Here is a 15,174-nt window from a genome sequence, read left to right on the forward strand (position 1 = left end):
TTCCGGTATCATGGGCGCGAATGAGGGAACGCATGAGAATCCTGGTCAGCAACGACGACGGCGTCGACGCGCCCGGCATCCACGCCCTGGCCGAAGGCCTGCGCGGCGCGGGCCACGAGGTGTGGATGGTGGCGCCCGACCGCGACCGTTCCGGCGCCAGCAATTCGCTGACGCTCGACCTGCCGATCCGCACCAAGCGGCTCGACGAGCACACCATCCGCGTCAACGGCACGCCGACCGACTGCGTGCACCTGGCGCTGACCGGCATGCTCGACTTCGAGCCCGACATCGTCGTGTCGGGCATCAACAACTCGGCCAACCTCGGCGACGACGTGATCTATTCCGGCACCGTGTCGGCGGCGATGGAGGGGCGCTTCCTCGGCCTGCCGGCGGTGGCGGTATCGCTGGTCACCGTCGACCACACCGCGCGCAACTACGCCACCGCCGCGCGCGCCGCGGTCGAGATCGTGGCGCGGCTGAAGTCCGATCCGCTGCCGGCCGACACCATCCTCAACGTCAACGTGCCCGACCTGCCCTGGGACGAGGTGGCCGGCTTCGAAGTCACCCGGCTCGGCAACCGCCACCGTTCGGAAGCCTGCATTCCGCAGAGCGATCCGCGCGGCGGCACGGTGTACTGGATCGGCCCGGCCGGCCCGGAGCAGGATGCCGGCCCCGGCACCGATTTCCACGCGGTGCGCACCGGCAACATCTCGATCAGCCCGATCCACGTCGACCTGACCCGCTTCCAGGCGCTGGACAAGGTCGCCAGCTGGGTCGACGGGCTGACCGCATCGCTGGAGGCCTCGTCGCCGGAGGGCCGGGCATGATGTCGAAGCTGCACCTGCGGCCGCACGCGGTCGGGCTGGGCATGACCTCGCAGCGCGTGCGCGACCGCCTGGTCGAGCGGTTGCGGGAGAACGGCATCCGCAACGAGAACGTGCTCAACGCGATCCGCACCGTGCCGCGGCACCTGTTCGTCGACGAGGCGCTGGCCACGCGCGCCTACGAGGACACCGCGCTGCCGATCGGCCACGGCCAGACCATCTCGCAGCCGTGGGTGGTGGCGCGGATGACCGAGGCGCTGCTCGAGAATGCGCCGAAGACGGCCGCCCCGACCAGGGTGCTCGAAGTCGGCACCGGTTCCGGCTACCAGGCCGCGGTGCTGGCCGCGCTGGGCATGGAGGTCTACACCGTCGAGCGCATCGGCGACCTGTTGCGCCAGGCGCGCAAGCGCTTCCGCACGCTCGGCCTCAACATCCGCAGCAAGCACGACGACGGCCGCGCCGGCTGGCCGGAACACGCGCCGTTCGACGCGATCATCGTCACCGCCGCCGGGCCGGCGCTGGTGGCGGCGCTGATCGAACAACTCGCGGTCGGCGCCAGCCTGGTCGCGCCGGTCGGCGGCGCATCGTCGCAGTCGCTGGTCAAGCTGACCAAGCGCGCGGACGGCAGCGTCGAAGAAGCCAAGCTGGCCGCGGTGGCCTTCGTGCCCCTGTTGTCCGGAACCCTCGACTGATGCGGATCTTCGGGCCGCTGTACCGGCGCGCGATGCAGTGGGCCGCGCATCCGCGCGCGCCGGCGTTGCTGACCGCGCTGAGCTTCGCCGAGGCGGTGATCTTCCCGGTGCCGCCGGAAGTGATGCTGGCGCCGATGTCGCTGGCGCAACCGGAGCGCGGCTTGTGGTTCGCCACGCTGAGTCTGGTCGGCTCCCTGTTCGGCGCGCTGCTCGGTTATGCGCTGGGCCATTTCGCCTTCGCCGCGCTGCAGCCGGCGATCGAATGGCTGGGCTGGCGCAACGCCATCGATATCCAGGTCGAGCACCTGCGCCAGATCGTCGCCGAATCGCCGTGGAAGGCGTTCTGGCTGCTGGTGCTGGCCGGATTCACGCCGATCCCGCTGAAGATATTCACTTGGGCGTCAGGCATCGTCGGCGTGCCGCTGCTACCGTTCCTCGCGAGCATGGCGGTCGGTCGCGGCAAGCGCCTGTATCTGGTCGCCGGCGCGATCCGCCTTGGCGGGGTACGCGCCGAGGCGGCGCTGCACCGCTGGATCGAGCCGGTCGGCTGGATCGCCAGCGCGCTGCTGGCGGCGCTGGTCGGCTGGCTGGTGTGGAAGGCCAAATACGCCGGATAGAATCCGGCAGGACGACGGACGCACGGAACGAGGAAGGATGAGCAGACGGATGAAACCCGCGCGCAACGCACTGGCCCAGGCCTCCGTCCTCGCGTTCGCCGCCGCTGCGCTGGTGGCGTGCGGCACCGCCACGGTGACGCGCACGTCCCAGCCCTCTTCGCGGCCCGCGCCGAAGGTTTCGCAGCCCAAGTACGGCGCCACCGCGCGCGTGCGGAAGGGACAGACGCTGTACCGCATTGCGGTCGACAACGGCATCACGCCGCTGGATCTGGCGCTGTGGAACAACATCTCGCCGCCCTACACGATCTACCCGGGACAGACGCTGCGGTTGTATCCGTCGGATGCGTCCGCGTCCGCGTCGAAGCCCTCGGTCCCGGCGACGACGACGGGCAGGCCGAAGCCGCCGGCCCCGGCTCCGCGCAACACGACGCCCGCGCCGCCGCCGGTTGCGGCGGTCCCGTCCGGCAGCGGCTTCAAATGGCGCTGGCCGACCGACGGGCAGGTGATCGGCGGTTATGCCGCCGGCGACGCGACCCGGCAGGGCATCGACATCGCGGGTTCCGGCGGCCAGCCGGTGCGCGCGGCGGCCGACGGCATGGTGGTGTATTCCGGCGCGGGGCTGGTTGGCTACGGCGAACTGATCATCGTCAAGCACAACGAGCAGTGGCTGTCGGCCTACGGCCACAACCGCAAGCGCCTGGTCAACGAAGGCCAGATCGTCAAGGCCGGCCAGCAGATCGCCGAAATGGGTCGCAGCGGCGCCTCGCGCGACATGCTGCACTTCGAAATCCGCTACAACGGCAAGCCGGTCAATCCGCAGGAATATTTGCCGAAACGTTGACTTGATCGGGGAAGAGCATGCGAACTCTGGTTATTCCTCCAGCAGCACAGCGTGATGAAAACTCGATACAGATGCTGAGCGCATGGATTGCAGAGAAAGGTCTGCACTGCACGTTAAATGTCGGCATGTGGAAAGAGCAGGGTCATGATGAAGCGGCGGCATGGGGGATATTGCTTGCCGACGTGGTCCGGCATGTCTCGAATGCCATTCGAGACATGGATGGTTCCGATTCGACAGAAACGGCGCTGAGCATCATCGAATCGTTGTGGGTTGAATTCAAAGAGCCGACTTCAGATGCATCGGGAGAGCTTCATCCCGGCCATAGTTGACGGCCCGCGGGTGAAGCATCTGCCACGCAGGGCTGGCCTGCCACTTCGCTTCGCCTTCGGCTCTACCGGTTCCTGCAAATCACGCGCCGAGCAGGAATCCCGCGACGACCCGCCGGCCCTCGCTGGCCAGCACGTTGAACGTCCGTGCCGCGGCGGGGTTGGCCATCACCTCGATGCCGATGCCGCGGGTCAGGCAGGCGGCCATTGCCGCGGCGGGCGGGAACACCTGGCGTTCGCCGGTGCCCAGCAGGACCAGTTCCGGGTTCAGTGCCAGCAGCGGGGCCAGGTCGTCGGCGGGCCGCGCGCCGGCGCCGGCCGGCGCCCAGTCCTCGAGCAGCTGCGCCGGCGACAGGATGAAGCTGGCGGGCAGCACGCGGTCGTTGACCTTCGCGCTGCGGCCGTCGGCGGCGCGCAGGATGAAGGCGTAGTCGGGGATTTCGCGGTTCAGGTGCATGGTTCGACTTTCCGGCCCGCCCCCTCAAGCAGGATGGGATTCGTCAGCCGCGCGGCAGCACGATCTGCCGCTTGTCCTTGCTCGGCCGGTACAGGATGGCGACGTGGCCGATCCGCTGGACCAGGGCGGCGCCGGTCCGGCCGACGATCTCGGAAACCAGCGCCTCGCGCGCCTCGCGGTCCTCGGCCGCCACCTTGACCTTGACCAGCTCGTGGCGCTCCAGCACCTCGTCCAGCTCGGCCAGGAAGGCCGGGGTGACGCCCTTGCCGCCGGTCTGCAGCAACGCCTTCAGATCGTGGGCGTGGCCGCGCAGGAAGCGGTTCTGGGCGGCGGTCAACGGCGTGGACATGCGAAATACGGGCTGGGATGGGGGTTCAGGGTATCATGGCGGCCAACCGTTCTCCCACGACGGGCCCCCGCCGGCCTCGCCCATGGCTACCCGCAGCAAAAGCAGCCAGCGCTGGCTGAAGGAACATTTCTCCGACCCCTACGTGAAGAAGGCCCAGGCCGAGGGCATGCGTTCGCGCGCGGCCTACAAGCTCGAGGAGCTGGTCGCCCGCGACCGGTTGCTGAAGCCGGGGATGGTCGTGGTCGACCTGGGCGCCGCGCCGGGAGGCTGGTCGCAGTACGTACGCCAGGCCCTCGGCGATACCGGCCGGGTGGTGGCGATGGACATCCTGGAAATGCCGCCGCTGGCGGGGGTGGAGTTCCTTCATGGCGACTTCAGGGAAGCGGGCGTGTTATCGCAGCTGGAGGCGATGCTGAACGGGCAGCCGGTCGACCTTGTGCTTTCCGACATGGCCCCCAATAAAAGCGGCATGGATGCGGTGGACCAGCCGCGGGCGATGTACCTGGCCGAACTGGCGATGGATTTCGCCGACGGCCACCTCCGGCCCGGCGGCGCGTTCCTGATCAAGCTGTTCCAGGGCGTGGGTTTCGACGACTACGTCAGGGAAATGCGGAAGCGCTACGACAAGGTCGCGATCCGCAAGCCGGACGCCTCGCGCAAGCGGTCGCCGGAGGTTTACGCGCTGGGGCAGGGCAAGAGGCCGCAGCCGCATTGAGGCAATTGCAGTAAGGTAGGCAGGCAGGAACACCGGAAACCCAAGAGGATGAACGACTTGGCCAAGAATTTGCTGTTGTGGGTGGTCGTCGCCGTCGTGCTGATGGTGGTGTTCCAGAGCTTCTCGCCGAACCGCGGCGGCGCCGTGGCGAGCGAAACCGCCTATTCGGACTTCCTGCAGGAAGTGAACAACGGCCGCGTGCAGTCGGTGGAATTCACCAACGACACCACGCTGGCGACCAACGCGATCAAGTACAAGCGCGCCGACGGCTCGTCGGCCACCGTGTACGGGCCGAAGGACGACGACCTGATCAACGTCCTGGTCAACAAGAACGTGGTGGTCACCCGCGAAAAGCCGAGCAGCGGCATCTCGCTGGTGGCGATCCTGATGAACTTCCTGCCGGTGTTGCTGATCATCGGCTTCTGGATCTTCATCATGCGGCAGATGCAGGGCGGCGGCGGCGGCGCCAAGGGCGCGATGTCGTTCGGCAAGTCGCGCGCCAAGCTGCAGGGCGAGGACCAGATCAAGATCACCTTCGCCGACGTCGCCGGCTGCGACGAGGCCAAGGAGGAAGTCGGCGAACTGGTCGAATTCCTGCGCGACCCGTCCAAGTTCCAGAAGCTGGGCGGCAAGATCCCGCGCGGCGTGCTGATGGTCGGCCCGCCGGGCACCGGCAAGACCCTGCTGGCCAAGGCGATCGCCGGCGAGGCCAAGGTGCCGTTCTTCTCGATTTCCGGCTCCGACTTCGTCGAGATGTTCGTCGGCGTCGGCGCCAGCCGCGTGCGCGACATGTTCGAGCAGGCGAAGAAGCACGCGCCGTGCATCATCTTCATCGACGAGATCGACGCGGTCGGCCGCCATCGCGGCGCCGGCCTCGGCGGCGGCCACGACGAGCGCGAGCAGACGCTCAACCAGTTGCTGGTCGAGATGGACGGCTTCGAGGGCGGCGAGGGCGTGATCGTGATCGCCGCGACCAACCGGCCCGACGTGCTCGACCCGGCGCTGCTGCGCCCGGGCCGCTTCGACCGCCAGGTCGTGGTCGGCCTGCCCGACGTCAAGGGCCGCGAGCAGATCCTCAAGGTGCACATGCGCAAGCTGCCGCTGGCCGACGACGTCGAGCCGATGGTGGTGGCGCGTGGCACGCCGGGCTTCTCCGGCGCCGACCTGGCCAACCTGTGCAACGAGGCGGCGCTGTTCGCCGCGCGCGAAAACGCCAGGGAAGTGCGCATGGAGCACTTCGACAAGGCGCGCGACAAGATCCTGATGGGCGCCGAGCGCCGCTCGATGGCGATGAGCGAGGACGAGAAGACGCTGACCGCCTACCACGAGGCCGGCCACGCCATCGTCGGCCGCCTGGTGCCGGAGCACGACCCGGTCTACAAGGTCACGATCATCCCGCGCGGCCGCGCGCTGGGCGTGACCATGTACCTGCCGGAGGGCGACAAGTATTCGATGAACCGCGTCGCCATCGAATCGCAGCTGTGCTCGCTGTACGGCGGCCGCGTCGCCGAGGAACTGATCTTCGGCACCGACAAGGTCACCACCGGCGCGTCCAACGACATCGAGCGCGCGACCAAGATGGCGCGCAACATGGTCACCAAGTGGGGCCTGAGCGACGAGATGGGCCCGATCGCCTACGGCGAGGAGGAGGACGAGGTGTTCCTCGGCCGCTCGGTGACCCAGCACAAGAACGTGTCGAACGAGACCGCGCGCAGGATCGACGAGGTGGTGCGCGGCATCCTCGACAAGGCCTACGCGCGGACCACGAAGATCCTGACCGACAACCTGGACAAGCTGCACCAGATGGCCAAGCTGCTGCTCGAGTACGAAACCATCGACGCGCCGCAGATCGACGCGATCATGGAAGGCCGCGACGTGCCGCCGCCGGCGGACTGGGGCAAGTCGGACAAGGGCCGCAAGGAACCGCGCCCGCTGCCGCCGATCGGCGGCCCGGCGGCGCAGACCTGAGGCGCGTTGCCAGTCCGACAGCGAAAGGCCAGACTTCCGTCTGGCCTTTCTTGTTTCCGCATCCGGATCGATCCATGTTCGACACCACTCCGCAACTCGACTGCGCCGGCCGCATCCTGAAGCTCGACCGCCCGCGGGTGATGGGCATCGTCAATGCCACCCCGGATTCGTTCTCCGACGGCGGCGCGCACGACACCCTGGAAGCGGCGGTCGCGCACGGGCTGAAGCTGGCGGAGGAGGGCGCCGACATCCTCGACGTCGGCGGCGAATCGACCCGGCCGGGCGCCGGCGAAGTGCCGCTCGACGAAGAGCTCCGGCGCGTGATTCCCGTCATCGAGAGGCTGGCGAAGGAAACGTCGCTGCCGATCAGCGTCGACAGCTACAAGCCGGAAGTGATGCGCGCCGCGGTCGCCGCCGGCGCCGGCATGGTCAACGACGTGTACGGCCTGCGCCAGCCGGGGGCGCTCGATGCGGCGGCCGAACTCGGCGTGCCGGTCGTCATCATGCACATGCTCGGCGAACCGCGTTCGATGCAGGACGCGCCGGAGTACGACGACGTGGTCGGCGACGTGCACCGTTTCCTGACCGAACGCATCTTCGCCGCGGAGATGGCCGGCATCGCGAAGAAGAACCTCGTCGTCGACCCCGGCTTCGGCTTCGGCAAGACCACCGCGCACAACCTGGCGTTGCTGGCGCAGTTCGAACGCTTCGCCGAACTCGGCGTGCCGGCGCTGGCCGGCCTGTCGCGCAAGCGCACCATCGGCGAACTGACCGGGCGCGACAGGCCCGCAGAGCGCGTCGCCGGCTCGGTCGCCGCGCACCTGATCGCCGCGCAGCGCGGTGCGAAGATCCTGCGTGTGCACGACGTCGCCGCCACCGTCGACGCGCTGAAGGTGTGGAGCGCCGTCGCCGCGGTGCCGTTGCCGCGCAGGGAAGCGAAGCCGGCGATCGCCTGGCCGGAAGATTGAGCGGCATGGATTGGCCATTCGTCGCCATCGGGCTGCTGATGATGCTGGGGGCTACCGCCTGGCTGCTGGCGACGTGCTTCCGAAAGGGCCACGGGTCGTTGAAGGAGCGATTGAAGCGCTGGTGGGGAATCGTCAGCGATGCATTCTCGGGGCTGGGTTGAGTGGCGACGGATAATCGCCCCCCCGCCATTGCCCTGATGGGCCCGACCGCGTCGGGCAAGTCCGCGCTGGCGCTGGAATGGGCGCAGCGGCTCGACGGCGAAATCGTCAGCGTCGACTCGGCGCTGGTCTACCGCGGCCTCGACATCGGCGCGGCGAAACCGAGCGGGGAAGAACAGGCGCTCGTCCCGCACCACCTGATCGACGTGCGCGAACCGTGGCAGCCGTATTCGGCGGCGGAATTCGCCGCCGATGCGCGCGCCGCACTCGACGGCATCGCCGCGCGCGGCAGGCTGCCGATCCTCGCCGGCGGTACCGGCCTGTATTTCCAGGCGCTGCTCAAGGGCCTGTCGCCGATGCCGGAAGCCGATGCCGGCATCCGCGCGGAGATCGCGGCGCGCGCGGAAGAGCTCGGCTGGCCGGCGCTGCACGCCGAACTCGCCAGGGTCGATCCCGATGCCGCGAAGAAGATCAAGCCGACCGATCCGCAACGCATCCAGCGCGCGCTCGAGGTGTTCCGGCTCAGCGGCAAGCCGATCAGCGAATGGCAGCGCGAGTCCGTGCGCGAGCGTTTCCCGTTCCGCGTGCTGAAGCTGGTGCTGGCGCCGCGCGACCGCGCCGTATTGCACCAGCGCATCGGGAAGCGCTTCGACGCGATGCTCGAAGCGGGCTTCCTCGACGAGGTCAGGCGCCTGCGCGAATTGCCGGCATTGCGCCAGCATCCCGCCGCGTTCGACCTTCCCGCGATCCGCGCGGTCGGCTACCGGCAGGCCTGGGCGCACCTGGACGGCGCCAGCGACGCGGCGGAATTCCGCGACCGCGCGATCTCCGCCACGCGCCAGCTGGCCAAGCGCCAGCTGACCTGGCTGCGCGGCGAAATGGACGCGCGCTGGTTCGATCCGCAAACCGGCCACGACGCACTGCAGCAGGCGCTGGAAATGTTCCTGGCGAAACCATTGTGACGCGCTGGGCTGGCCAAACGGCCGTGGTTGTGTAACATCGCTGGACCGGGCGGCGCGTGGGGAAAACGCAGAGCCGCGCCGGCAATAAGAACGATCCCTCCGCGAGAGGGACAGGAGCAGTGAAATGTCCAAGGGGCAGTCCTTGCAGGATCCATTCCTGAATGCGTTGCGGCGCGAACGTGTGCCGGTTTCGGTGTACCTGGTCAACGGCATCAAGCTGCAGGGCACCATCGAGTCCTTCGACCAGTTCGTGGTGCTGCTGCGCAATACGGTCAGCCAGATGGTCTACAAGCATGCGATCTCGACCGTGGTGCCGGCGCGCAACGTGCGCGTGGGCATGGGCGGCCAGCCGCCGGAAGGCGAATCCGCCGAGGAAGGCGAAGCGGGCGAGTGACCGCACCTCTCCCGCTGCGCGGGAAGCGGGGCGACGAAGGCGGATGAAGTGCCGGGCGTGGCCGCCAGCCGTCCTCCCTTTGTTTTCCGCCCGCCAGCCCCCACACTTAGCGGATGTTTGAACGATCCCGCAAGGGCGAACACGCGCTGCTGATCCTGCCGCATGCCGGCGGCCCGCCCGACGAGGGCGTGGCCGAGGAATTCACCGAACTGGCCCGCTCGGCCGGCGCCACCATCGCCAGCCTGGTCACCGCGCGCATCGACCGCCCCAATCCGTCCACGCTGATCGGCAGTGGCAAGCTGGAGGAAGCCAAGGCGATCGCCGACGCGACCGAGGCCGACTTGGTGCTGGTCAATTTCGCCCTGTCGCCGGGCCAGGAGCGCAACCTCGAGAAGGCGTTGCAGCGGCGCGTGCTGGACCGCACCGGGCTGATCCTCGACATCTTCGCCCAGCGCGCGCGCAGCCACGAGGGCAAGCTGCAGGTCGAACTGGCCCAGCTGCGGCACATGGCCACGCGGCTGGTGCGCGGCTGGACCCACCTGGAGCGCCAGCGCGGCGGTTCGATCGGCCTGCGCGGCCCCGGCGAAACCCAGCTGGAAACCGACCGCCGCCTGCTGCAGAAGCGGGTCGAGCAGTTGCAGAGGCGGCTGGAGAAGGTCGAGGTGCAGCGCACGCAGATGCGCCGCGCGCGGATGCGCAGCGAATTGCCGCGGGTGGCGCTGGTCGGCTACACCAACGCCGGCAAGTCGACGCTGTTCAACACGCTGACCGGCGCCGAGGCCTACGCGGCCGACCAGCTGTTCGCCACGCTGGACCCGACCGTGCGCCGCGTCGAATTGCCCGGCGGCGGCGTGGTGCTGGCCGACACCGTCGGCTTCGTCCGCGACCTGCCGCACGAACTGGTCGCGGCGTTCCGTTCGACCCTGTCGGAAGCGCGCGAGGCCGACCTGCTGCTGCACGTGGTCGACGCCGCCGACCCGCTGCGCGAGGAACGCATCCGCCAGGTCGACGAGGTGTTGCGCGAGATCGGCGCCGGCGACATCCCGCAGCTGCTGGTGTTCAACAAGATCGATCGCATCGAGGGCGTGCAGCCGCGCCACGACGTGCCCGGCGACGGCCATGAGCGGGTCTGGGTCTCGGCGCGCGACGGCCTCGGCATCGACCTGCTGCGCGGGGTGCTGGCGCAACAGCTGGGCTTCCGCCGGGTGCGCGGCCGGATCGACCTGCCGGCGCATTCGGCGCGCTTGCGCTCGCGCCTGCACGCGCTGGGCGCGGTGCTCGACGAAGACCACGATGAGCACGGCTGGCACCTGACCATCGACCTGGCCCTGGGCGACGCGCAGCGGCTGGCCGTGCAGGCCGGCGGACACCCGCTCGAGGCCCTGCTGCCCGAAATCGAGGCGTGAACCCTTGCTCTTGCATGCTTTCCCTCTCCCGCAAGCGGGAGAGGGGCGCCGAGACTTGCTAGCCCGGCACCCCGGCCCCATCTTGTAGAATCGAAACCGCGACGGCTGCGGCCCGCGCGGACATCAACCAAGTGGAGCGGGCATGGCCTGGAACACCCCCGGCAGCGGTTCTGGCGGCAACGACAACAAGCGCAACCCCTGGCAGCCGCGCGGCGGCGGCAGCCCGTTCGACAACCTGCTGGCGCGGCTGCGCGGGCTGTTCGAGGGCGGCAATGGCGGCTGGTGGCGCTGGGCCGGCGTCGTGCTCGGCCTGCTGGTGCTGTTCAGCAGCTTCAAGCTGATCGGCGAACAGGAGCGCGGCGTGGTGCTGCGCTTCGGCCAGTTCAACCGGATCATGCAGCCCGGCCCCAACTTCAAGTGGCCGTGGCCGATCGAGAGCATGCGCAAGGTCAACGCCACCGAGATCAAGGGCATCAACAAGGTCGTGCCGGTGCTGACCAGCGACGAGAACATCGTCAGCGTTACCCTCAACGTGCAGTACCGGGTCAGCGATCCGCGCCTGTATTTCTACGGTACGCGCGATCCGGCGCAGGTGCTCGAACAGGCGGCGCAGAGCGCGGTGCGCGAACAGGTCGGGCGTTCCGACCTGGAGGACGTGCTGAACAAGCGCGGTCCGCTGGCTTCGTCGGCTAAGGAACGCCTGCAGCACGCGCTGGACGCCTATCGCACCGGCCTGACGGTGACCGGCCTGACCCTGCCCAACGCGCGCCCGCCGGACGAGGTCAAGCCGGCCTTCGACGAGGTCAACGGCGCGCAGCAGGTCAAGGAACGCCTGGTCAACGAGGCGCAGGCCTATGCGGCCCAGGTCGTGCCGGAAGCGCGCGGCACCGCCGCGCGGCGCCGCGCCGAGGCCGAGGGCTACAAGGCCTCGGTGGTCGCCAAGGCGCAGGGCGACGCCAGCCGCTACAGCCAGCTGTACGAGCAGTACAAGTCGGCGCCGGAAGTCACCCGCAAGCGGCTGTGGCTGGAAACGGTGCAGCGCGTGCTGGCGCAGAACCGCAAGGTGGTCGGCGGCGACGGCCGCCAGCTGATCTACGTGCCGATGCCGGCCCAGTCCGGTGCGGCCACGGCGGCGCCGGTCCTGCCGACGACGCCGGAACTGACGATGCCCGCGGTTGAGAGTTCGGCGACGGAGCGCGACAGTTCGCGTCCGCCGCGACCGACCGGGCGCGAGGAGGTGCAACGATGAAGGCTTCGGTGATCGTCGCCGTCGCGGTGGTGGCGCTGCTGGGCCTGCTCGGCTCGGTGTTCGTGGTGCGCGAGGACCAGACCGCGCTGGTGCTGAACCTGGGCAAGGTGGTGCGCGCCGACCTCAAGCCCGGCCTGCACTTCAAGTGGCCGCTGGTCGAGTCGGCGAAGACCTTCGACCGCCGCTTCCAGATCCTGGAAACCAACCCGGAGCGCTATTTCACCAGCGAGCAGAAGGACGTCTCCGTCGACTTCTTCGCGATCGGCTACATCGCCGACTCGCGCGCCTTCTATCGCGCCACCAGCGGCGTCGAGAGCGCCGCGGCCGAACGGCTGGCGCCGATCGTCACCGATTCGCTGCGCAACCAGATCAATTCGCGCACGCTGCAGCAACTGGTCTCGGGCGACCGCAACGAAATCGTCGCGGGCCAGCTGCAGGCGATCAATGCGGCCGCGCGCAACCTGGGCGTGCAGATCGTCGACATCCGCATCAAGCAGATCGACCTGCCGACCGACAGCCAGGTCATCACCGACGTCTACGAGCGCATGCGCGCGCAGCGCAAGCAGGTGGCCAGCAAGCTGCGCGCCGAGGGCGAAGAGCAGGCCCGCACCATCCGCGCCCAGGCCGACCGCGACCAGGCGGTGCTGGTGGCCGAGGCCGAGCGCGACGCGCAGCGCATGCGCGGCGAGGGCGACGCCGAGGCGGCTCGCATCTACGCCGCGGCGACCGCCGCGGACCCGGGCTTCTACGCCTTCTACCGCAGCCTGGAGGCCTACCGCACCGCGTTCGCCGACGGCAACGGCGTGATCGTGCTGGACCGCAACGACCCGTTCCTGCAGTACTTGCGCAGCGATCGCTAGGAATCGCCTTCTGCCCGCCCGCCGAGGGCCCGGCAGTCTCCTTCTCCCCGCTGAAACGGGGGGAGAAGGAGGAGGGGTCCGGCATGGTCACTCCGCTGAAGCGGAGGAAAGGACGGGGGCCGCCCCGGGGTAGCCCCCACCCCAGAAAACCCGGATAATTCGCAAAAGCCGGACGGGGCCCGACCCTGCCGGCTTTTTCCGTGTCTGGGCCGGATGCGGCCGGCGCTGCCCCGATGGCACCGTCACCCCGCGGCAACCGGCCGGACACGATCATTCACCGCGGCCCCGATGGCCGCAGTTCCAGGAGTCAAACGTCATGGGCCAGTCAGTGGTCGTTCTCGGCGCCCAGTGGGGCGACGAAGGCAAGGGCAAGATCGTCGATCTGCTTACCGAGGAAATCGGTGCCGTGGTGCGCTTCCAGGGCGGCCACAACGCCGGCCACACCCTGGTCATCGGCGGCAAGAAGACCGTCCTGCACCTGATCCCCTCGGGCATCCTGCGCGACGGCGCGCTGTGCCTGATCGGCAACGGCGTGGTGCTGAGCCCGGCCGCGCTGAAGAAGGAAATCGAGGAACTGGAGGCCGGTGGCGTCGAGGTGCGTTCGCGGCTGAAGATTTCCCCTGCGACGCCGCTGATCATGCCGTACCACATCGCCCTGGACCAGGCGCGCGAGAAGGCCGCCGGCGGCAAGGCCATCGGCACCACCGGCCGCGGCATCGGCCCGGCGTACGAGGACAAGGTGGCGCGTCGCGGCATCCGCGTGGCCGACCTGCATTACCCGGACCAGTTGGCCGAAAAGCTGCGCGCCGCGCTGGACTACCACAACTTCGTGTTGACCCAGTACCTGGGCGTCGACGCGGTCGACTTCCAGCAGACCTACGACGAGGCGCTGGCCTTCGGCGAATACGTGCAGCCGATGAAGTCGGACGTGGCCGGCATCCTCCACGACCTGCGCCGGCAGGGCAAGAAGGTGCTGTACGAAGGCGCGCAGGGCGCACTGCTCGACATCGACCACGGCACTTATCCGTACGTCACCTCGTCGAACACCACGGTCGGCGGCGCGCTGGCCGGCAGCGGCGTCGGCGCCGACGCGATCGACTACGTGCTCGGCATCGCCAAGGCCTACGCCACCCGCGTCGGCGGTGGCCCGTTCCCGACCGAGCTGGACGACGAGATCGGTCAGGGCATCCGCGATCGCGGCCAGGAATACGGTGCCTCGACCGGCCGGCCGCGCCGCTGCGGCTGGATGGACATCGTCGCGCTGAAGCGCGCGGTGGCGATCAACGGCATCAGCGGCCTGTGCATCACCAAGCTCGACGTGCTCGACGGCATGGACAAGTTGAAGGTCTGCATCGCCTACGAATACCGCGGCAAGCGCACCGAATACGCGCCGCTGGACGCGCAGGGCTGGGAGGAGTGCACGCCGGTGTACCTGGAATTCCCCGGCTGGGAGGAGACCACGCACGGCATCACCGAATGGGACAAGCTGCCCGCCGCCGCCCGCGCCTACCTGCGTGCGCTGGAGGAACTGGCCGGCTGCCCGATCAGCATCGTCTCCACCGGTCCGGACCGCGAGCACACGATGGTGCTGCAGGACCCGTGGGCCTAAGGCGAACCGGAACGCAAACAGGAAACCCCGCGAAAGCGGGGTTTCCTGTTGATGGGGTTGGGGTGGTTGTTCCTGACCCTATCGATCCGTCCCGAATTTTTGTAGGAGCGGCGTAAGCCGCGAACGCTCTTGCCAAAAGACTCGCGGCTTACGCCGCTCCTACAGTTTGCGGCCGGATCAACAAGCGGATGTTGGACAGCATGTAAGAGTCGCCTTCAATTGGGGATCAGCAACGAGAGTCTCTGGGTCCGGCCGACGTCCCCCCGAACTCGCGCAGCACACCACGCAACAGATTGAGCGTGGCAGTGCGTTCGGCCTTCAGGTGTTCACGCAGCCGGTGCAAGGCCTGGATGCCCTGCTGTTCCGGCGTCTTCACCGGCACTTCGGCAATGACCGCGCAGCGATCGGCTTCCCGCATCCCGGCCACGTCATTTCGGTCGGTCTTGTTGCCGCGCACGTAAGGCCGCACGTCCCGCGCCGGAATCAGCCGCACCGCGTGCCCCTGACGCTGGAAACGCCGCGCCCAGTAGTGCGCGCTGCCGCACGCCTCCATCAGCACCCGCAACGGGGGACGCAGTTCCAACGTCCGCGTGAACGCCTTGCGCGACAGCCGCTTGCGCTCGATCACCCGGCCCTGCGCGTCGGCGAAGGCCAGTTCGAAGACGTCTTTTGCCAGATCGATGGCGACGGTACTAGCATGCATGGCGTGGACTCCTCTCGTGCTCCCGTGTCCCGATCCAGTATCGGCCTGGCTCGTCGAAGCCGTGTGGCGACGCGG

At 68.7% G+C, this 15,174-nt stretch carries 17 protein-coding genes and 1 pseudogene; 15 read left to right on the top strand and 3 right to left on the bottom strand.

The window, feature by feature from the left end:
- Positions 1-32 precede the first annotated feature (32 nt).
- Genes surE through CSC71_RS07490 form a run of 5 tightly spaced genes read left to right on the top strand, consistent with a single transcriptional unit; the run spans position 33 to position 3,303 of the window.
- On the top strand, positions 33-827 hold the full coding sequence (gene surE / locus CSC71_RS07470; protein ID WP_162373737.1) for a 5'/3'-nucleotidase SurE: 795 nt from the start codon (positions 33-35) through the stop codon (positions 825-827).
- Positions 824-1,516: a protein-L-isoaspartate(D-aspartate) O-methyltransferase gene (locus tag CSC71_RS07475; RefSeq protein WP_162373738.1), complete on the top strand. Its 693-nt coding sequence runs from the start codon at positions 824-826 to the stop codon at positions 1,514-1,516. Before surE ends, CSC71_RS07475 begins: the two co-directional genes overlap by 4 nt.
- Entirely contained in the window at positions 1,516-2,133 is a 618-nt protein-coding gene (locus CSC71_RS07480) for a YqaA family protein (RefSeq protein ID WP_162373739.1), read from the top strand. The genes CSC71_RS07475 and CSC71_RS07480 overlap by 1 nt, the downstream gene beginning before the upstream one ends.
- A gap of 37 nt (positions 2,134-2,170) precedes the next feature.
- Positions 2,171-2,974 (top strand): peptidoglycan DD-metalloendopeptidase family protein, encoded by an 804-nt coding sequence (locus CSC71_RS07485; RefSeq protein WP_162373740.1) that lies wholly within the window; start codon positions 2,171-2,173, stop codon positions 2,972-2,974.
- A gap of 17 nt (positions 2,975-2,991) precedes the next feature.
- Positions 2,992-3,303: a DUF5076 domain-containing protein gene (locus CSC71_RS07490; RefSeq protein ID WP_162373741.1), complete on the top strand. Its 312-nt coding sequence runs from the start codon at positions 2,992-2,994 to the stop codon at positions 3,301-3,303.
- 79 nt (positions 3,304-3,382) lie between these two features.
- Here the strand turns inward: CSC71_RS07490 and CSC71_RS07495 are convergent, their stop codons facing one another.
- On the bottom strand, positions 3,383-3,757 hold the full coding sequence (locus CSC71_RS07495; protein ID WP_162373742.1) for an Mth938-like domain-containing protein: 375 nt from the start codon (positions 3,755-3,757) through the stop codon (positions 3,383-3,385).
- Positions 3,758-3,800: 43 nt separating this feature from the next.
- Entirely contained in the window at positions 3,801-4,106 is a 306-nt protein-coding gene (gene yhbY / locus CSC71_RS07500) for a ribosome assembly RNA-binding protein YhbY (RefSeq protein ID WP_162373743.1), read from the bottom strand.
- An 82-nt stretch (positions 4,107-4,188) separates the two neighbouring features.
- Here yhbY and rlmE point away from each other — a divergent pair, with 82 nt between their 5' ends.
- From rlmE to CSC71_RS07550, 10 genes are all read left to right on the top strand, one after another.
- Positions 4,189-4,821, top strand: coding sequence for a 23S rRNA (uridine(2552)-2'-O)-methyltransferase RlmE (rlmE, locus tag CSC71_RS07505; RefSeq protein WP_162373744.1), 633 nt, complete (start codon positions 4,189-4,191; stop codon positions 4,819-4,821).
- 48 nt (positions 4,822-4,869) lie between these two features.
- Positions 4,870-6,789 carry an ATP-dependent zinc metalloprotease FtsH gene (gene ftsH, locus CSC71_RS07510; RefSeq protein ID WP_162373745.1) on the top strand — a complete coding sequence of 640 codons (1,920 nt, stop codon included), beginning with the start codon at positions 4,870-4,872 and terminating at the stop codon, positions 6,787-6,789.
- A gap of 74 nt (positions 6,790-6,863) precedes the next feature.
- Complete coding sequence (folP, locus tag CSC71_RS07515) at positions 6,864-7,757, top strand: dihydropteroate synthase (protein ID WP_162373746.1); 894 nt, start codon at positions 6,864-6,866, stop codon at positions 7,755-7,757.
- Positions 7,758-7,762: 5 nt separating this feature from the next.
- Positions 7,763-7,918 (top strand): hypothetical protein, encoded by a 156-nt coding sequence (locus CSC71_RS07520; protein ID WP_162373747.1) that lies wholly within the window; start codon positions 7,763-7,765, stop codon positions 7,916-7,918.
- Positions 7,919-8,878: a tRNA (adenosine(37)-N6)-dimethylallyltransferase MiaA gene (gene miaA, locus CSC71_RS07525; RefSeq protein ID WP_162373748.1), complete on the top strand. Its 960-nt coding sequence runs from the start codon at positions 7,919-7,921 to the stop codon at positions 8,876-8,878. It begins immediately after the preceding gene.
- A gap of 124 nt (positions 8,879-9,002) precedes the next feature.
- A complete protein-coding gene (gene hfq / locus CSC71_RS07530; protein ID WP_162373749.1) occupies positions 9,003-9,272 on the top strand; it encodes an RNA chaperone Hfq in 270 nt (89 codons plus the stop codon).
- Between the two features lie 113 nt (positions 9,273-9,385).
- Positions 9,386-10,678: a ribosome rescue GTPase HflX gene (hflX, locus tag CSC71_RS07535; RefSeq protein WP_162373750.1), complete on the top strand. Its 1,293-nt coding sequence runs from the start codon at positions 9,386-9,388 to the stop codon at positions 10,676-10,678.
- Positions 10,679-10,820: 142 nt separating this feature from the next.
- Positions 10,821-11,927, top strand: a complete 1,107-nt coding sequence (hflK, locus tag CSC71_RS07540) for an FtsH protease activity modulator HflK (protein ID WP_162373751.1) — start codon at positions 10,821-10,823, stop codon at positions 11,925-11,927.
- Complete coding sequence (hflC, locus tag CSC71_RS07545) at positions 11,924-12,787, top strand: protease modulator HflC (protein ID WP_162373752.1); 864 nt, start codon at positions 11,924-11,926, stop codon at positions 12,785-12,787. The genes hflK and hflC overlap by 4 nt, the downstream gene beginning before the upstream one ends.
- A gap of 316 nt (positions 12,788-13,103) precedes the next feature.
- Positions 13,104-14,396 carry an adenylosuccinate synthase gene (locus CSC71_RS07550; protein WP_162373753.1) on the top strand — a complete coding sequence of 431 codons (1,293 nt, stop codon included), beginning with the start codon at positions 13,104-13,106 and terminating at the stop codon, positions 14,394-14,396.
- A 262-nt stretch (positions 14,397-14,658) separates the two neighbouring features.
- On the opposite strand, the pseudogene CSC71_RS07555 reads toward CSC71_RS07550, so the two are convergent.
- Positions 14,659-15,099: pseudogene (locus CSC71_RS07555) on the bottom strand (IS110 family transposase); the annotation flags it as partial.
- Positions 15,100-15,174 lie beyond the last annotated feature (75 nt).

It is taken from the genome of Pseudoxanthomonas sangjuensis (assembly GCF_010211755.1).
In the GTDB taxonomy this organism is placed as follows: domain Bacteria; phylum Pseudomonadota; class Gammaproteobacteria; order Xanthomonadales; family Xanthomonadaceae; genus Pseudoxanthomonas_A; species Pseudoxanthomonas_A sangjuensis.